The sequence below is a fragment of the Amycolatopsis sp. NPDC004747 genome, assembly GCF_053601335.1.
In genome coordinates this window covers 66087-84474 of the sequence record NZ_JBSGBQ010000032.1, presented here as the reverse complement: position 1 = coordinate 84474, position 18388 = coordinate 66087, and the positions used below count along the sequence as shown (strand labels likewise).

Below are 18388 nucleotides of genomic sequence, written 5' to 3'. Positions count from 1 at the left end.
TGTCCGAAATCCGGGCCGTAACCCCCGAAGTCCCCGAAGTTCGCCAATGAGGAGAAACATGGCTTCGCTGTTCGCCGGCCGCCGCCGGTGGCTGGTCGCGGGCGCGCTCGGCGCCGCGCTGGTCGCCGCCGCCCCGGTCGCACTGGCCACCAACGGTTCCGACAACGCCGACGCGCGGTCGTTCGCCGGCACCGGTGACCGCACCGCCGACGTCCGCGCCGCGATCCAGGGCGGCCACGCCCGCAACGTCATCCTGTTCCTCGGCGACGGCATGGGCCAGTCGGAGATCACCTCCGCCCGCAACTACGAGCGCGGCGCCGCCGGCCGGCTCGCCATGGACGAGCTGCCGCTCACCGGCGACTACACCACGTACGCCGTCGAGAAGAACAACCCGGCCAAGCCCGAGTACGTGACCGACTCGGCCGCGTCCGGCACCGGCTGGGCCACCGGCGTCAAGACCTTCAACGGCGCGATCTCCGTCGACGCGTACGGCAACGACGTCCCGACGATCCTCGAGATCGCCAAGCGCAACGGCCTGCGCACCGGTGACGTCACCACCGCCGAGGTCCAGGACGCGACCCCGGCCGTGCTCGGCGCGCACGTGATCAGCCGCGACTGCAAGGGCCCGGTCGAGACGACCGCGAAGTGCGCGAAGAACGCCAAGGAGAACGGCGGCAACGGCTCGATCGCCGAGCAGCTGGTGCAGACCCGTCCCGACGTCCTGCTGGGCGGCGGCGCGAAGTACTTCAACCAGACCGTGACGGCCGGGAAGTTCGAGGGCAAGACCGTCCTGGACCAGGCCAAGGCGGCCGGCTACACCGTGGTCAACACCGCGGCCGACCTGGCGAAGGCGCCGAAGGGCAAGCCGGTCCTCGGCCTGTTCGCCGACGGCAACCTGCCGGTCAACTGGACCGGCCCGGCGGCCGTGCACGGCGGCACCGCGCCGTCCCGCTGCACCCCGAACCCCAAGCTGCCCGCGACCCAGCCGAAGCTGGCCGACCAGACCCGCAAGGCCCTCGAGCTGCTCGACGACCGCCGCAGTGACAAGGGCTTCTTCCTGCAGGTCGAGGGCGCGAGCATCGACAAGCAGGACCACGCGGCCGACCCGTGCGGCCAGATCGGCGAGACGGTCGACTTCGACGCGGCCATCGCGGCCGGCGAGGCGTTCGCCCGCAGCCACCCCGACACCCTGGTGCTGGTGACCGCCGACCACGGCCACAGCAGCCAGATCGTCGAGCCCACCGCCACCCCGGGCCTGACCGCGACGCTCGTCACCAACGAGGGCGCGAACATGACCCTGGCCTACGGCACGGCGGAGGCGGGCGGCTCGCAGTCGCACACCGGCACCCAGGTCCGCATCGCGGGCATGGGCCCGCAGGCGGCGAACATCGTCGGCCTGACCAACCAGACCGACCTGTTCGGCACCCTGAAGCGGGCGCTGAAGCTGCGCTGAGCGGTGGGGTGCACCCCCGGGTCGTCCCGGTGGTGCACCCCATACCCCCTGGTGTCCGGTCCCCCTAGCGTGGGGAAAACCGAGACACCAGGGGGTTTTCTCATGCGGAAGTCATTGCGGGCCGTCACCGCGGGCACGCTCGTCGCGCTGCTCGCCGCCACCACCGCCGCACCGGCGCTCGCGGCCGTGAGCCCGGTCCAGGCGAAACTGGACGTGCTGACCGCCCAGGACGGCGTACCGGGGGCGGCGGCGGTGGTCCAGGACGGCCGGCGCACGCAGGTCACCCGCAGCGGCGTGGGCGACGTCGCCACCGGGAAGCCGTTCCCGCGCAACGGATCGTTCCGTGCGGGCAGCGTCACCAAGACGTTCGTGGCGACGGTGGTGCTGCAGCTGGTCGCCGAGGGCCGGGTCCGGCTGGACGCTCCGGTTTCGCGCTACCTGCCGGGGCTGCTGCCGGACGAGCGGATCACCGTCCGGCAGCTGCTGCAGCACACGAGCGGGCTGTACAACTACACCGACGACCTCGACCGGTCGGACCCGGAAGCCCTGCGGCACCGGGGAGCCGAGCCGGCCGAGCTGGTGGCGATGGCGCTGAAGCACCCGGCGCTGTTCCCGCCGGGGACCAGGTGGTCGTACTCGAACACGAACTACATCGTGGCGGGGATGCTCGTGGAGCGGGTGACCGGCCACTCGCTGGACACCGAAATCACCCGCCGCATCACCCGCCCGGTGGGCCTGCGCGACACGTACCTCCCCCGCCGCGGCGACGAGAAGCTGCCGTCCCCGCACGCGGTGGGCTACCTGCCGGTCAACGGGAAGCTGGTGGACTTCAGCGACTTCGACGCCACGATCGCCTGGGCGGCGGGTGGCCTGGTCTCGACCCCGGCGGACCTGGACCGGTTCTACGGAGCGTTGCTGGGCGGCCGGCTGCTGCGCCCGGCCGAGCTGGCGGAGATGCGCCGCACGGTCCCGGCGGACCTCGGCATCCCGGGCGCGGGCTACGGCTTGGGCCTGGGCAGCGTCCCGCTGTCGTGCGGCGTGGTGTGGGGGCACGAAGGGGGCATCATCGGTTTCACGAACTTCGCCGGAGTGGGCCCGAAGGACCGGCGGGCGACGGTGGTGCTGAACGAAAACCCGACCCCGGCCGACACGGGCGCGCACCTGATCGCAGCTGTGGATGCGGCGGTCTGTTCCTAGGCCGGCGGCCCGAAACTGTCGGTGGTGGCCGGTAGCGTGGAAGACGGGGGGCGCCCCCGCGGGCATGGTGCCGATTCGGCGCGAGCCCCGCACGCTTCCGGGCGGATCCAGCCGGCGCAACCGTGCCGGTCGCGCCTCAGGGCAGCAGGTCCAGCGCCTCGGTCCACGGCCGCCGGATGTCCAGGCGGTGCAGCGTCACCCCGGCGCCCGCGAGGGTGTCGAGGTGGCGCTGCCACGCCGGGTGGTGCGCCCGGGTGTCCTGGATCTGGTAGGCCACCACGATCGTGATCCCCGGCGCGCCGAGCACGTCCCCCAGCACCGTCAGGGCCTGGTTGTCCGCGATGCCCAGCGCGAGCTTGGCGACCGAGTTCGCCGACGCCGGCGCGAACAGGAACACGTCCGGGTCGGGGTGCGGCCGCGGCTCGCCGGGCAGCCGGGACACGCTGCGGACCGGCAGGTCCGTGCACGCGGCGACCTCGTCGAGGCCGCCGGTCGATTCCAGCCAGCGCATCGCCGTCGGCGTCAGCGTGATCGCCGGGCGCCAGCCGCGTTCGGCCGCCGGGCGGGCCAGCTCGGCGGCGAACCGGACGTCCAGCCCGCCGCACGAGCCGGCGACCAGTCCGAGGTCCCTCACGGTTTGCGCAGCACGGCGCAGAACATCGCGTCCGTGCCGTGGCGGTGCGGCCACAGCTGGACGTACGGCCCGTCGCCGAGCTCCGGGACGCCGGGGAAGAACCCGCGCGCGTCCAGCACCTCGGCCTTCAGCCGCCGCGCCGATTCCGCGAACACGCCCTCGGTCTCGGCCAGGTGCGGCGAGCACACGACGTAGGTGAGCACGCCGCCCGGCCGCAGCAGCTCGTAGGCTGCGGCGATCAGCTCGCCCTGCAGCTTCGTCAGGTCCGCGACGTCGGACGGCTGACGGCGCCACCGGGCCTCCGGCCGCCGCCGCAGCGCGCCGAGCCCGCTGCACGGCGCGTCGACGAGGATCCGGTCGTAACCCGGCTTCAGGCCGCTCTCGCGTCCGTCGGCGACGTGCACCTTCACCGGCAACCCGCTCGTGGCCTTCTCGACGAGCTTCGCGCGGTGCGGCGCCTTCTCGACGGCGTCGACGGACGCCCCGCTCAGCGCGGCCAGCGCGCCGAGGAGCGCCGCCTTGCCGCCGGGTCCGGCGCAGAGGTCGAGCCAGCGCTCGTCGGTGCCTTCGAGCGGCACCTTCGTCGCGGCGATCGCGCAGAGCTGGCTGCCCTCGTCCTGCACCGCGGCCAGCCGCTCGCGCACCGGTTCGGCGTCGGCCGGGTCGCCGGCGCCGGCGGGCAGGCGTACGCCGTACGGCGAGTACGGCGCCGGGTCGCCGCCGGTGATCGCGGCGAGCTCGTCCGCGCTGATTTCGCCGGGACGGGCGACCAGGTGCACCTCGGGCCGCGCGTCGTCGGCTTCCAGCGCGGCTTTGAGGCCGGCTCCCTTGTCACCCAGCGCTTCGGCGAACGACCGGGCGATCCAGCGCGGGTGCGCGGTGCGCAGCGCGTAGGCGCCGATCGGGTCGGCCGCCTCGTCCGGCGCCAGCTCGTCGAGCCACGCTGCTTCGTCCTTTTCGGACACCTTGCGCAGGATCGCGTTCGCGAAGCCCGTGGCCCACGAACCGGCCTCGGCGCGCACGAGGTCCACAGTGGACGTCACAGCGGCGTGCTCGGGGATGCGCGTGCGCAGCAGCTGGTAGACGCCGAGGCGCAGCGCGTCGAGCACCGCCGGGTCGGTCTGCTTGAGCGGGCGCTCGGCGCAGGCCTCGATGACGGCGTCGAGCAGGCCCTGCGCCCGCGACGCACCGTACGCGAGCTCGGTGGCCAGCGCGGCGTCCCGGCCGGTGATCCGCCGCTCGCGCAGCAGGTCCGGCAGCACGAGGTTGGCGTAGGCGTCCTTCGTGCGGACGGCCGCGAGGACGTCGAACGCGGCCTGCCGGGCCGGATCGACCTCCGGCGGGCGGCGCGGGCCTTCCTTGCGCGGTGCCGGACGGCCCCGCTGCGGCCGTGACGGACGTCGTTCCCTGTGGTCGTTCACCGGAGGCGCTCTCCCTGGTCGATCCTCGTACCGCGCGCCCAGTCGGTGGCCGCCATCCGTTTCTTGCCGGGTGCCTGGACTTCGCCGAGCCGCAGCGGCTTCGTCGCCGTCCCGACCAGCACCCGTTTGCGTTCGACCACGATCTCGCCCGGCGGCGGGCCGGGTTCGTCGAGCACCGTGACCGGGCCGAGCTTGAAGCGTTCCCCGCGGAACTCCGCCCACGCGCCCGGGTCCGGGCTGACCGACCGGATCTGCCGGTCGACCGCCGACGCCGGGTCGGCGAAGGACACCCGCGCGTCGTCGACGGTCACCTTCGGCGCGTAGCTGACCCCCTCGGCGGGCTGCTCGCGCGCGACGAGGGTGCCGTCGGCCAGACCGTCCATGGTGGACAGCAGCAGCTTGGCCCCGGACTCCGCGAGCCGCCCGAGCAGCACGCCGGCGGTGTCGGTGGCCCCGATCGCCTCGGTGACGACGCCGTAGACCGGGCCGGCGTCGAGCTCCTTGACGATCCGGAAGGTCGAGGCGCCGGTGATCTCGTCGCCGGCGCGGATCGCGGCCTGGACGGGCGCGGCCCCGCGCCACGCGGGCAGCAGCGAGAAGTGCAGGTTCACCCAGCCCAGCCGCGGGATGTCGAGGGCGGCCTGCGGCAGCAGCGCCCCGTAGGCGACGACCGGGCAGGCGTCCGGCGCGAGCTCGGTCAGCCGCGCGAGGAAGGCGGGGTCACCGGCGCGCGCGGGGGTGAGGACCTCGATGCCGTGTGCATCGGCGAGCGCGCCGACGGGCGACCGCACGACGCGGCGGCCACGCCCGGCCTGCGCATCGGGCCGCGTGACGACGGCAACGACCTCGTGCCGCCCGGAATCGAGCAGGGCACGCAGGGCGGGGACCGCCGGGTCGGGAGTGCCGGCGAAGACGAGCTTCATCGGCCCACCCCCGGCGGAAGCGGGGTTACAGGTGGCTGGAACATCGTGGCCGAGTCTAGAAGGCCCCCGCCGGTCGGGCGCGCCAGTGCCCCGATGCGCCGATCGACGGGTCAAGCCGGGTTGCCCACAGGCCGGCCGCGATGTGGACAACCAGGGTGGCCACGACGGCTTTCCCGATTTTTCGTCGGCCGCGCTCGATACGCTGGACCCGGGGGGCGCCCCCGGGGCGTGGGGCGCTGCTCGGCGACCATGGAGCTCGGCGGTCGGCGCCGACGGAGGCCCTCGGGGGCGGGGTGGCGAAGTCGGTCGTTGCGGTGCTCTCGTGGAAGCGCCTTCGACCGGAAGTGCCGCCGGCCTGGGCAGTGCCGGGTCGTCTCGGCCGGGCAAGGGAGGTACCCACCACCCCGAAGCCGCAATTGTCACTACGGCCGGTAGTGCCGGGTTCTGGCTTCGGATCGGGGCGGTGGGAGGGGTCTGGGTGGGGTGCAGGTCCGGCCCTCAGCGTGCTGCTGGAGCCGGTGAAGCACCGAAAAAAGAGTGCTCCGGCTTTGCCGGAGCCATGCCAGGAGGGAGGAGTCTGTCGGGTTACTGGGGCACAGGCGCAAGGCCGCGATGGCCAGGTCGGTGGCGGTCCGGATCATCTCGGTCACGCCTCCGAAGGCACGACCGCGATCGCCACCGGAACGACCCGGCTCCGCCCGCCTCGCACGAGGCGAGGCAGGCGAGCCGTCCGCCTACCAGTTCGCCGGCCACACCACCTGAGCCGCACCGCTCCCCCGCCGCACCGGTTCGGCCGCCGCCAGCCAGCGGCCGTCGCGCAGGCGCTCCACTCCCGTGGCCGCTCCGATCTCCGCCGGGGCCGTCGAGAAGCCCTGGCCGCGAGCCTTCAGGTCCGCCGTCTCCGGCTGGTCCAGGAAGGCCTGCTCCACCTGGGCCGCCGCCGAGTTGCGCTGGGATGCCCGCGGGGCCGCGATCGCGCCCTCGAGGGACAGGCCGCGGTCCAGGCGGCCGAGGATCACCTGGAGCACCGTCGTGATGATCGACGCGCCGCCCGGCGAACCCGTCGCGAAGAACGGGCGGCCGTGGTCGAGGACGATCGTCGGGGCCATCGACGAGCGGGGGCGCTTGCCCGGGCCCGGGAGGTTCGGGTCCGGCACGCCTGGCGTCACCGGCGTGAACGAGAAGTCCGTCAGCTCGTTGTTCAGCAGGAACCCGCGGCCCGGCACGACGATGCCGCTGCCACCTTCCTGCTCGATCGTCAGCGTGTACGCGACGACGTTGCCCCACTTGTCCGCGACCGTCAGGTGCGTCGTGTTCTCCCCCTCGTACGGCGTCGGCGCCGCCACGGAGCCCGCGGCGCACGCCGTCGGGTGCCGCGGGTCGGCCGGGGCCACCGGGCTGGTCGCCGCCTTGTCCTTCGAGATCAGGCACGCGCGGGAGTCGGCGAAGCGCTGGTTCAGCAGCTCGCGCGCCGGGACGTCGACGAACGCCGGGTCGCCGATCCAGCGGTTGCGGTCGGCGAAGGCGAAGCGGGTCGACTCGAGGAAGTACTGCAGGTAGTCGGCCTTGCTCGCGTGCTTCAGGTCGAAGTTCTCGAGGATGTTCAGCGCCTCGCCGACCGTCAGCCCGCCCGAAGACGGCGCCGGCATGCCGTAGACGTCGAGCCCCTCGTAACGCGCGTGCGTCGGGTCGCGCTCGATCACGTCGTACGCCGCGAGGTCGCCGGTGGTCAGCTTCCCGGGCCGGACGTTCAGCGTCGAGGCCGGGTCGACCGGCGGCTTCTGCACCGTCTTGGCGATGTCCGCGCCGATCGGCCCGCGGTACAGCGCGTCGACGCCGGACCGCTCGAGCTGCGCGTACGTGGCGGCCAGGTCGGGGTTCTTGAACACGGTCCCCGGCGCCGGGGGCGCGCCGCCCGGCAGGTACAGCGACCGCGTCGAGGGGAACGCCGAGAACCGCGCCGCGTTGTTCGCGATCTGCGTCTGGAACGTCTGGTCGACGACGAAGCCGTCGCGCGCGAGCTTCTCCGCGGGCTTCAGCGTCTTGGCCAGCGAGCGCGTCCCCCACTTGCGCAGCGCCTCGGCCCAGGTCGCGGGCGTGCCGGGCACGCCGACGCTCAGGCCGCTGGTGACGGCGTCGGCGAACGGGAGCGGTGTGCCGTTCTCGAGGAAGAGCTTCTCGTCGGCGGTCTTCGGCGCGGTTTCGCGGCCGTCCAGGGTGTGCACGCGGTGGGTCTTGGCGTCGTAGTAGACGAAGAACCCGCCGCCGCCGACCCCGGCGGAGAACGGGTCGGTGACGCCGAGCGCGGCGGCGACCGCGACGGCCGCGTCGACGGCGTTCCCGCCTTCGCGCAGGACCTGCGTGCCGATCGCGGTGGCGTCGGCGTCGATGCTGGCCACGGCACCCCCGAAGCCGACGGCGACCGGCGACTTCGGCGTGGGCGCGGCGGCGGTGGCGGGCGCGGCGACGCCGGCGGTGAGCGCGGCGGCGGCGGCCAGGACGAGCGTGGTGCGGCTCCAATGCGCGGGCATGCGGGCGAGTCTGCCCCTTGGTCAAGTCTGCTTCAAGCCGTCATCCGACTTTTGCACGGTTCTGGGAACGCTTCCCGCCCGGAACACTGGGTGGCGGAGATCGCCCAGCGACGTGGAGGGAAACCCGTGCGCCTGTCCGCTCTGCTCCCCTTGCTCTCCGCCGTCCCGATGTTCGTGCTCCCCGGTGTCGCCGCGGCCACGCCGGGCTGCTTCGACGCGGCCGTCCCGCTGACCGTGGAGGAACAGCGGCTGACCGCGACGATGCCGGCCGGTGGGCCGGCCGTCGGCCCCGAGCTGGTCCGGCTGGCCGGGTTCGACCCGCTCGTCGCCGAGGTGAAGCACGACCTCTGCGCGGCACGCACGCCGCGCCGGGCCGAGCGGGTGATCACGCAGGCCGGTGACCGGCTGTGGCGGACCGCGGTCGACCGCGCCCAGGGTCGCCGTCCCGACCTGGGCACCCTCGACCGGTTCGACGACCGGCCCCTGTACTGGGCGCGGCTGCAGCTGAGCAGCGCGATCCGGCAGTGGACACCCTCGTTCGCCGTGCCGGACCGGGAGGCGCTGCTCACGGCGTTCGATCACGGCTCACGCGGCCTCGACGACGTCCGGTTCCCGCTCGGGAAGACGCGCCGGGTCATGGTGAGCGGCTTCGACCCGTTCCAGCTCGACGGCGCCGGCGTCCGCATCTCGAACCCGGCCGGCGCGGCGGCCCTGCAGCTGGACGGGCGGACCCTCGACACGCCGTCGGGCCCGGCGGTGGTGCAGGCGGTGAGCTTCCCGGTCGTGTGGGGCTACTTCGACGCGGGCATCGTCGAAGCGGCCTACGGCACGGCGTTGCGCGACCGCGCGCGGCAGCCGGACGTGCTCATGACGATCAGCCAGGGCCGTCCGGGCCGGTTCGACATCGAACGCTGGGCCGGCGCCTGGCGCGGCGGCTTCCCCGACAACAACAACGTGTCCGTCACCGGGGGCGTGCCGCCGGCCGCGGGCTGGCCGCAGCCGGACGTCCAGTTCATCGAGACGACGCTGCCGTACGACCGGATGCTGGCCGCACCGGCCGGCGCCTACCCGGTGAACTTCAACCAGGCGTTCTGCGTCTGGCCGGACGCGTCGCAGCCCGGCGCCGGAACCCCGGTGTGCCGCTCGGACGCCCCGGCCGCGGGCGAGCTCGCCGCTTCCGGCGGGGGCGGCAACTACCTGTCGAACGAATCCATGTTCCGCAGCAACCGCGTCCGCCTCGGCCTCGGCCGGACATCAGTGGCCGGCGGGCACCTGCACACGCCGGTGCTGGGCCAGCCGACGGCCCCGGAAGCGTTGACGGACGCGGACTTCGAGGCCCGCCGCCAGGCGATCGCGGCCCAGGTGCTCACGTTGACCACGGCCGCGGCCGGCGGCCCCGGCACCGCGGCGGCGCCGGCGGTCACGGAATCACCGCGGGCCGCGGTGGAATCGCTGCCGGGCACGGTCCTGCCCGGCTGAGCAGCGTTCATTCCGGCGCTTTCTCACCGGTCATTGCGACAATGGGTGACACCTCAACTCGAATCGGTCCGATCACGGAATTGTTTTCGCATTCTTGCCGCCGGAATCCGGTCGTACACTGGCCGGATGGGTAGCCAGGAGCAGCGTGCGCTCGATTCGCTCTACGCGATCGACAACGTGCTGACGATCGATATCACGATGCCGACGGCGGACTGGGACGCGGTGCGCACCGAACAGCCCGCCGGCGGGGTGTGCAACTTCGACTGGACCGGCGGCAGCCGTTACACCTGGCGGAAGGCGACGTCGGTCGAGCTGTCCGGCACGCGGTTCCCGGCGCGGACGTCCTTCGCCGACGTCGGGGTCAAGAAGAAGTCCTTCTGCGGGTCGATCAGCAGCGGGAAACCCTGTCTGCACCTCGACTTCGGGAAGTTCTCCGACGCGAACAAGGATCCGGTCCGGCAGCTGATCGGCTCGCGGTACCTGACCCTCAACAACTCCGTCCAGGACCCCTCCTACGTCCGGCAGCTGCTCGGCTACAAACTCTTCGAGCTCGCCGGTCTGCCCTATTCGCGCGGCAATTACGCCCAGGTGCGCGTGAACGGCGTGCCGATCGGGCAAGGCGAGGCCGGTGTCGACAGCCCCGGTGTGTTCGTGAACGTCGAGCCGATCATGCCGCGCTACATCGAGCGCAACTTCGGCAACCTGAACGGCAACCTCTACGAGCTGGAGCACCAGGACGACTTCGTCGGCGACCGGTTCCCCTTCATCGGGGTCGAATCGCTGTCGAAGTTCGACGACAAGGCCGATCTGCGGTTCGCCATCGACCACATCGCCGCGCACGGGACGGCCGGGGCCGCCGAGGTGTTCGACCTCGACCAGTTCGTGAAGATCTACGCGATGGAGTTCTTCCTCAAGCACTGGGACGGCTACACCCGCAACACCAACAACACCTACGTCTACAACGACGTGGACGCCGTCGCCCAGCCGGGTGTCGGCGACATCCGGTTCAAGCTGATCCCGTGGGGCCTCGACCAGACCCTCCAGCCCGCCCGGCACTTCCGGCTCGACACCGCCGGGCTGCTCGCCAAGCTCGTGCGCGACGACCCGGGACGGCGGGCGAAGGTGGTCGACCAGATCCGCAGCTACCGCGAGACCGTCTTCGGCTTCGGGATCCAGCAGGAGGTGCTGAAGCCGTTGCTCGACAGGATGAGCACGCTGCTGACCGGGTTCGGCGTGCCGGACGTGCCCACGCAGCTCACCGTCGTGCGCAAGCAGCTGCGGCTCGCCGCGTCCGCCGGTTACCTCTGCGGCGGCCTGCCCGGCGCCGACGGCGCCTACGTCCGCGAGGACGTCACCAACGACTGCCTGCACGCCAGCCGCAGCGAAACCGTGCCCGCGGCGGCCGAGCCCGGCGGCGGCGAGGTCGTCCACCGGCCGCGGCCGGCCGGAGTCGACGACACGGACCTGTGGTGCTTCGCCCCGCTCGGTGGCGGGCAGTCGGTGCGCAGCAAGGCCTCCGGTGCGTCCCTCCACGCGACCACGACGACGTCGGACCAGGGCCACCAGCTGCTGTGCACGCGCGCGTCGGACAACTCGGGCCACGCCGAAGAGTTCACGGTGACCCCGATCGACCCGGTCGGCGACGAATTCGGGTTCAGCGGCTGGTTCACGCTGACGAGCGTCCGGACCGGGCTGGGCGCGGCGTTCGGCGCGGATCCCACGGCGGCCGGGAAACCGCGGGTCCACCAGGACCCCGCCCCGTCGAAGCTGTACTTCTCCTGATTCACAGAACCGCGTAGCCGCCGGCGTCGTCGACGATCAGGATCCGCTGCCTGCCGCCGCTCGAAAACGTCGTGACGCCCTCCGGCTTCGCGGTCCGGTGGAAGGTGACGTCGAGCAGTGCGGCGCGGTCGTCGGCGCGGTTCCAGGTGCCGAGCCGGAACGGCGCGTCGCCGTCGCTGGCCGAGCGTCCGAGCAGGAGCAGGAAATCGCCGGTTCCGGCGGCTCCCGAAATGTCCCGGATCCCGCTGATCACGTCCGGCCGGGGCAGGCGCACGTGCCGCAGTTCGGGAGATCCCAGCAGTGCGGTGGTCCACCGGTCCCCGGCGAGGTCGACGGGCACCCGGACCAGCGTGACGCGCCCCGGGCCGGCGGGTCCCCGCAGGCCGAACAGCAGCGCTTCGCGGTCCCAGGCCAGGCCTTCCACGTTGAGCCCGCCCGCATCCGGTTCCCGCCGCCCGGCCGCGGCGAGCGCGGGTTCGCGGCCGAGCAGCCAGTCCCGGAACCCGGCCATCGGTTCCGCGGGCAGCTCACCCTCGGGCGCGTACCGGACGCGCACGAGGCCGTCGCAGTTCCGTTTTCCGGCCCTGGCGCACAGCGAAGAAGCGACGACGAGAAAGATCTCCCCGTGCACGTCCACCCGGGTGAGGCCTTCGGGATCCCGCAGCATTCCCTTGCCCAGCCCGGCCAACGGACGCCGTCGAATGCGTTCGACCTCGACGACGTCGTGATCGAACGTCATTTCGAACAACGCGGTGGGGTCTTTGTTGTCGACGAAGACGAATCGCCGGGAACCGACCTCCACCACCCCGGAGGCGTTGAACGGCTCGGTGCCGTTCAACGCCGGGAAAGGGGTCGGCCGGATTTTCGTCACGGATCCAAAATACGCCGAAAGGAACTCAGATGAGGTCCAGCGGGTCGAGCTGGATCCGGATCGGTTCGGTCGCCTTCTTCGCGTCACGCCGGGCCGCCGCCGCGTGGATCGACGCCGCCAAGGCCTTGCCCTCCGCCCGGGCGACGCGCACCAGGGCCCGCTCCCGCTCCGCGTTGCCCTCTTCGTCGGGCTCGCCGATCGGGACCGGGCCCAGGACCTCCCCGGACGACGGCAGCGGCAGGTCCTCCAGCAGGGCCGCCACCGCGTCCGGGCTGCCCTCCACGCTCGCCATGCGCATCGCCGGGGGGAAGCCCAGCTCGCGGCGCTCCGCCAGCTCCTGGGCCGCGTGCCAGGCCGGGTCCCAGCGGACCAGGGCCTGCACCGCGGCCAGCCCCGCCTCGGCACCCACGATCACGCGGCCGCCCGCCGCCGCCGGGCGGACCAGGGCCGCCGCCGCCATCCAGCGGCGCAGGGTCTCCTCGCCCGCCCGCAGGTCCTGGCGGCCGAGCAGCGCCCAGCCGTCCAGCAGCAGGGCCGCGCCGTAGCCGCCCTCCGCGACCGGTTCCGCGCCCGGCGTGCACACCACCAGCGCCGGCCTGCCCGGCACCGACTCCAGCACCTCCGCCGCCCCGGACGTGCGGACCGGGACGCCCGGGAACGCGCGGCCGAGCTCCTCAGCCGTCCGCTTCGCGCCGACGATCACCGCGCGCAGCCGGACCGAGCCGCACGCCGTGCAGCGGAACGCCGTTTCCGGGACGCCGCACCAGCGGCACGCCGGCGGTTTCGGCTGCCCGTCGAGCGAGCCGCCGGGCAGGGCCAGCGGCCCCGCGCACCGGCGGCAGTGCGCGGGGGTGCGGCAGTTCCCGCAGGCCAGGCCAGGGACGTACCCGCGCCGCGGTACCTGCACCAGCGCCGGGAGGTCCGCCGCGAACGCCTGGCGCGCCGCCTCGAACGCCACCGCCGGCAGGCGCGCCACCCGGGCCGCCTCGTCCCGGGCGACGTCGAAGTCCTCGCCGACCGGCGTGACGCGCGGGGCGGCCGACCGCAGCGTCGTGCGGTCCGCCAGCACCGGCGCGGCCCAGCCGGACTCGACGAGCAGCTGGGCTTCGGCCGTCCGGGCGAACCCGCCGACCAGCAGCGACGCCTTCGCCGCGTGCGCGCGGTCCATCAAGACGTCGCGGACGTGCGGGTACGGCGCGTGCTGGTCGAGGTGCAGGTCGTCGCCGTCGTCCCAGACGGCGAACAGGCCGGGGTCGTGCACCGGCGCGAACATCGCCGCCCGGGTGCCGACGACCACCCGCACCGCACCGCGCAGCACCGCCAGCCAGCGCCGGTACCGCTCGGCGGGCCCGAGCCCGGCGATCAGCGCCACCACCGCGTCTTCGCCCACGACCGCCGCGCACGCCGCGTGCACCCGGGTCAGGTCGCGGTGGTCCGGCACCACCAGCACCGCGCCCCGCCCCGCGGCGGCCACCGCACCGGCGGCCTCGGCGAGCCGGCGCGGCCAGTCCTCGCCCGGCAGGGCCTGCCAGACGGCGTTCGCGGGCTTGCCTTCGGCGAGCGCCTCCACGAACGCCGGGCCGCGCTGGTAGCGCGCCCAGGCCGTGGTGTCCGGCGCCGCCGGTGGTCCCGCCGGCGGGACCGGCGGTTCGCCTTCGGCCTTGGCGTGCCGCGGCGGGATCGCCAGCCGCAGGACGTCCGAAAGCGTGCCGCCGTAGCGGTCGGCGACCGCCCGGCACACCGCGTGCAGCGACGGCGGCAGCACCGGCTCGGCCGACGTCACGCGGTCCAGGAAGGCCAGCTTGCTGCCGTAGTCGCTGGTCTCGCCGCGTTCGATCAGGTAGCCGTCGACCAGCTGCCCGGCGAACCGGACGCGGACGCGGCAGCCCGGCACGGCGGCTTCGTGCAGCTTCTCCGGCACGAGGTAGTCGAAGGTGCGGTCCAGGTGGGCCAGCGGGATGTCGACGACGATCCGCGCGACCGGCCGCTCGGGCGCGGGCGACTGTGCTCCCTTGGTGGTCCGCGCTTTGGCCGGTTTCCGGGCGCGCGAGGGCGCCGCCTTCGGCGAAGGCGGCTGCTCCGGGAGGTCCCAGAGGGCAGCGGGCTCGGAACTGCTCACGCCGTGATCTCTACCAGACGCCACCGACACCTGACCGGAGAGGCATCACGCGTGACCGGAGAGGCATCTCGCGTGACTGGGGAGGCATCACACGAGATACCCGCCCAGTCACGGGTGATGCCCCTCTGACCACGCGAGAATCCCCCGGAAACGGCGGAAGGCCGTCCCCCGAGCCGGGGACGGCCTTCCGGGGATCGTGCGTCAGGCGCCGGCCGCGGCCTTGAGGGCCTCGGCGCGGGCCGTGCTCTCCCACGGGAGGCCGAGCTCGGGCCGGCCGAAGTGGCCGTACGCCGCCGTCGGGGCGTAGATCGGGCGCAGCAGGTCGAGGTCGCGGATGATCGCCGCCGGCCGGAGGTCGAAGACCTCGGTGATGGCCTGCTGGATCTTCGACGGGTCGACCGTCTCGGTGCCGAACGTCTCGACGAACAGGCCGACCGGGGCCGCCTTGCCGATCGCGTACGCCACCTGGACCTCGGTCCGCTGGGCCAGGCCCGCGGCGACGACGTTCTTGGCCACCCAGCGCATCGCGTACGCCGCGGAACGGTCGACCTTGGACGGGTCCTTGCCGGAGAACGCGCCGCCGCCGTGGCGGGCCATGCCGCCGTAGGTGTCGACGATGATCTTGCGGCCGGTCAGGCCGGCGTCGCCCATCGGGCCGCCGATGACGAACCGGCCGGTCGGGTTGACCAGCAGGCGCGCGTTCGAGGTGTCGATGCCCAGGCCTTCGAGCTCGGGGCCGACGACGTGCTCCTTGACGTCGACGCTGAGCATCCGGTCCAGGTCGATGCCGTCGGCGTGCTGCGAGGACACGACGACCGTGTCGAGCCGGACCGGCTGGTCGCCGGCGTACTCGATGGTCACCTGGGTCTTGCCGTCCGGGCGCAGGTACGGCAGCACGCCGTCCTTGCGGACCGCGGTCAGCCGCTTCGAGAGCCGGTGGGCCAGCGCGATCGGCAGCGGCATCAGCTCGGGGGTGTCCGAGCAGGCGTAGCCGAACATCAGGCCCTGGTCGCCGGCGCCCTGGCGGTTGATCTCGTCCTCGTCGGACTCGACGCGCGACTCGTACGCGGTGTCGACGCCCTGGGCGATGTCGGGCGACTGCGAGCCGATCGCCACGTTGACGCCGCAGGAGTTGCCGTCGAAGCCCTTGGCCGAGGAGTCGTAGCCGATCTTGAGGATGACGTCGCGGACGATCGTCGGGATGTCGGCGTACGCCTCGGTGGTCACCTCACCGGCCACGTGCACCTGGCCGGTGGTGATCAGCGTCTCGACGGCGACGCGGCTGCGCGGGTCCTTCGACAGGAGGCCGTCGAGAATGGAATCGCTGATGGCGTCGCAAATCTTGTCGGGGTGCCCTTCGGTCACCGACTCCGAGGTGAACAATCTGCTGCTGGACGCGGTCACGGTGGCCGTCACTTCCTCACCTAGTCGTCGGATGCCCAGTGGGTTAGGCACCCCTTACCTGTGCAAGCGTACTGACTATCGCTCGGGGGACGGTCAACGCTTCATGAAGCTCACAACAGCGTCCCACAATGTGGACGCGAGTTCTGCTTTCGCCCCCAGCGGGATCGGGATTTCGGTGCCGTCGGCCCCCAGGAGCCAGCCCGAATTGTCCTCCGTGCCGAACGCCTTGCCGTCCCCGACGGCGTTCACCACCAGCAGATCCGCGCCTTTGCGCTTCAGTTTGACCCGGGCGTGGTCGAGAACGCTGCCGTGCGCGTCGCCGGTTTCCGCGGCGAATCCCACCACCACCTGACCGGGATGCCGGTTTCGCACCAATTCCGCGAGGATGTCGGCATTGCGCTCGAGCGTGACGACCGGGTCCGGCTGGTCGTCGGACTTCTTGATCTTGTGCTCGGCCCGGTTCGCCGGCCGGAAGTCGGCGACGGCGGCCGCCATCACGACGACGTCCGCGGACCGCGCCGCGGCGTGCACCGCCTGCCGCAGCTCCTCCGCCGTCGAGACGTGCTCCACCGCTGCGCCCGCCGGGTCGGGCAGGGCGACCGTGTGCGCGGCGACCAGGGTGACCTCGGCGCCGCGCTGGGCGGCGACGCGGGCCAGCGCGTAGCCCTGCTTGCCGGACGAGCGGTTGCCCAGGTAGCGCACCGGGTCGAGGGGCTCGCGGGTGCCGCCGGCCGAGATCACCACGCGGACGCCTTCGAGGTCGCGCGGCAGGGCGTCGGGCCGGGCCAGCAGCAGCTTCGCGAGGTCGACGATCTCGGCCGGGTTCGCCAGGCGGCCCTTGCCGGTGTCGGCGCCCGTCAGCCGGCCCGAGTCCGGCTCGGCGACGATCATCCCGCGCGAGCGCAGCAGGGCCACGTTGTCGCGGGTCGCGGGGTGCTCCCACATCTCCGTGTGCATCGCCGGGAAGAAGGCGACCGGGCACCGGGCGGTGAGCAGGGTGTTGGTCAGCAGGTCGTCGGCGAGGCCGTGGGCGGCCTTGGCGAGCAGGTTCGCCGTGGCCGGGACGACCAGGACGAGCTCGGCTTCCTTGCCGACGCGGACGTGCTGGACCTCGGGCACCTCGGTGAACACGCCCGTGTGCACCGGGTGCCCGGAGAGGGCTTCGAAGGTGGCCGCGCCGACGAAGTTCAGCGCGGCTTCGGTGGGGACCACGCGGACGTCGTGACCGGATTCGGTCAGCCCGCGCAGCACCTCACAGGCCTTGTAGGCGGCGATCCCGCCGCCCACGCCCAGGACGATCCGGGGTTTACTCACCCTCGGTGTGCTCGAGCAGGCCGCCGTGGATCTCGCGCAGCGCGATCGAGAGCGGCTTCTCGCGCGGGCCCGGCTCGACGAGCGGGCCGACGTACTCGAGCAGGCCCTCGCCCAGCTGGGCGTAGTAGTCGTTGATCTGGCGGGCACGCTTGGCCGAGTAGATCACCAGCGCGTACTTCGAGCTGACCTTCTCGAGCAGGTCGTCGATCGGCGGGTTGGTGATGCCCTCGAGCTCTTCGGTCAGGGTTGCCTGGGTGGTCACTCGTGGTGCTCCGCTTCTTCGGAAAACTGATCAGCAGTTATCAAGTTTAGCAAGTGCTCGGCGGCCTCCCGCACGTCGGCGTTGACGACGCGGTGGTCGAACTCCCCCGCCGCCGCCAGCTCGCGCTCCGCTTCGGCCAGCCGGGCCTGCACGGCGGCCTCGTTTTCGGTGCCGCGCCCGGTGAGCCTGCCGACCAGTTCCTCCCACGACGGCGGCATCAGCATCACCAGCCGGGCCTCCGGCATGGCCGCGCGGACCTGGCGGGCGCCCTGCAGCTCGATCTCCAGGACGGCCGGGCGGCCCTCGGCGAGGGCCTTCTCGACCGGCTCGCGCGGGGTGCCGTAGCAGTTGCCGGCGAACTCGGCCCACTCCAGCAGCCTGCCGTCGGCGACCATCGCGTCGAACTCCGCGCGGTCGACGAAGTGGTAGTGCGCCCCGTCGACTTCGCCGGGACGCGCCTTGCGGGTGGTGACCGAGACGCTGAACCAGACGTCGGGCTCCAGCTTCCGCAGCTCGCCCACCACACTCGACTTCCCGACCCCCGATGGCCCCGATACGACGGTGAGCCGGTGCCGGGGGTAGCCCCCCGTCACCGGCTCACTGCCGCGGTCGGCGCCCCGGTTCACCGGGTAGTCACGACCGGCGCCGTTCACTCGCCGCTGAACTCGGCCAGCAGCGCCTTGCGCTGCCGGTCGCCGAGGCCGCGAAGGCGACGGCTGGGGGCGATCTCCAGTCGTTCCATGGTCTGCTGCGCGCGGACCTTGCCGACGCCCGGGAGGGCCTCGAGCAGAGCCGAAACCTTCATCTTGCCGAGGACTTCGTTCTCCTCGGCCTGCTTCAGCACGTCGACCAGAGTGGTACCGCCCCGCTTCAGCCGCTCCTTCAGCTCAGCACGGATGCGGCGGGCGGCGGCGGCCTTCTCCAGCGCCGCAGCGCGCTGTTCCTCTGTCAGCTGGGGAAGTGCCACGTTTTCCTCCGGTAGTTCTCAAAACTGGGTG

Annotated in this window: 15 protein-coding genes; 4 read left to right on the top strand and 11 right to left on the bottom strand. The window is 72.9% G+C overall.

Features of this window, described 5'->3' with window-relative positions:
• Positions 1-58 precede the first annotated feature (58 nt).
• Both phoA and ACWEGE_RS37260 read left to right on the top strand, forming a co-directional pair.
• Complete coding sequence (phoA, locus tag ACWEGE_RS37265; protein ID WP_449665182.1) at positions 59-1453, top strand: alkaline phosphatase; 1395 nt, start codon at positions 59-61, stop codon at positions 1451-1453.
• 102 nt (positions 1454-1555) lie between these two features.
• Positions 1556-2650 carry a serine hydrolase domain-containing protein gene (locus tag ACWEGE_RS37260; protein WP_449665181.1) on the top strand — a complete coding sequence of 365 codons (1095 nt, stop codon included), beginning with the start codon at positions 1556-1558 and terminating at the stop codon, positions 2648-2650.
• 136 nt (positions 2651-2786) lie between these two features.
• Here the strand turns inward: ACWEGE_RS37260 and ACWEGE_RS37255 are convergent, their stop codons facing one another.
• The 4 genes from ACWEGE_RS37255 to ggt form a co-directional block, all read right to left on the bottom strand.
• Entirely contained in the window at positions 2787-3284 is a 498-nt protein-coding gene (locus tag ACWEGE_RS37255) for a flavoprotein (protein ID WP_449665180.1), read from the bottom strand.
• Positions 3281-4705, bottom strand: a complete 1425-nt coding sequence (locus ACWEGE_RS37250) for an RsmB/NOP family class I SAM-dependent RNA methyltransferase (protein WP_449665179.1) — start codon at positions 4703-4705, stop codon at positions 3281-3283. The genes ACWEGE_RS37255 and ACWEGE_RS37250 overlap by 4 nt, the downstream gene beginning before the upstream one ends.
• The gene (fmt, locus tag ACWEGE_RS37245; RefSeq protein ID WP_449665178.1) at positions 4702-5628 is read right to left on the bottom strand and encodes a methionyl-tRNA formyltransferase; all 927 of its coding nucleotides are present in this window, start codon (positions 5626-5628) and stop codon (positions 4702-4704) included. The genes ACWEGE_RS37250 and fmt overlap by 4 nt, the downstream gene beginning before the upstream one ends.
• A 734-nt stretch (positions 5629-6362) precedes the next feature.
• Positions 6363-8159, bottom strand: coding sequence for a gamma-glutamyltransferase (gene ggt, locus ACWEGE_RS37240; protein WP_449665177.1), 1797 nt, complete (start codon positions 8157-8159; stop codon positions 6363-6365).
• A 126-nt stretch (positions 8160-8285) separates the two neighbouring features.
• On the opposite strand from ggt, the gene ACWEGE_RS37235 reads away from it, so the two are divergent.
• The gene (locus ACWEGE_RS37235) at positions 8286-9638 is read left to right on the top strand and encodes a hypothetical protein (protein ID WP_449665176.1); all 1353 of its coding nucleotides are present in this window, start codon (positions 8286-8288) and stop codon (positions 9636-9638) included.
• 126 nt (positions 9639-9764) lie between these two features.
• Positions 9765-11420, top strand: a complete 1656-nt coding sequence (locus tag ACWEGE_RS37230) for a CotH kinase family protein (RefSeq protein WP_449665175.1) — start codon at positions 9765-9767, stop codon at positions 11418-11420.
• A 1-nt stretch (position 11421) separates the two neighbouring features.
• Here the strand turns inward: ACWEGE_RS37230 and ACWEGE_RS37225 are convergent, their stop codons facing one another.
• From ACWEGE_RS37225 to mihF, 7 genes are all read right to left on the bottom strand, one after another.
• A complete protein-coding gene (locus ACWEGE_RS37225; RefSeq protein WP_449665174.1) occupies positions 11422-12291 on the bottom strand; it encodes a hypothetical protein in 870 nt (289 codons plus the stop codon).
• A 25-nt stretch (positions 12292-12316) separates the two neighbouring features.
• Entirely contained in the window at positions 12317-14410 is a 2094-nt protein-coding gene (locus tag ACWEGE_RS37220) for a primosomal protein N' (protein WP_449665173.1), read from the bottom strand.
• A 201-nt stretch (positions 14411-14611) separates the two neighbouring features.
• A complete protein-coding gene (gene metK / locus ACWEGE_RS37215; protein WP_378190926.1) occupies positions 14612-15814 on the bottom strand; it encodes a methionine adenosyltransferase in 1203 nt (400 codons plus the stop codon).
• Positions 15815-15907: 93 nt separating this feature from the next.
• Positions 15908-17128 (bottom strand): bifunctional phosphopantothenoylcysteine decarboxylase/phosphopantothenate--cysteine ligase CoaBC, encoded by a 1221-nt coding sequence (gene coaBC, locus ACWEGE_RS37210; protein ID WP_449665172.1) that lies wholly within the window; start codon positions 17126-17128, stop codon positions 15908-15910.
• Positions 17121-17390, bottom strand: coding sequence for a DNA-directed RNA polymerase subunit omega (gene rpoZ, locus ACWEGE_RS37205; RefSeq protein WP_206788720.1), 270 nt, complete (start codon positions 17388-17390; stop codon positions 17121-17123). Before rpoZ ends, coaBC begins: the two co-directional genes overlap by 8 nt.
• On the bottom strand, positions 17387-18043 hold the full coding sequence (gmk, locus tag ACWEGE_RS37200) for a guanylate kinase (protein ID WP_449665171.1): 657 nt from the start codon (positions 18041-18043) through the stop codon (positions 17387-17389). Before gmk ends, rpoZ begins: the two co-directional genes overlap by 4 nt.
• On the bottom strand, positions 18040-18357 hold the full coding sequence (gene mihF, locus ACWEGE_RS37195) for an integration host factor, actinobacterial type (protein ID WP_003096398.1): 318 nt from the start codon (positions 18355-18357) through the stop codon (positions 18040-18042). Before mihF ends, gmk begins: the two co-directional genes overlap by 4 nt.
• Positions 18358-18388 lie beyond the last annotated feature (31 nt).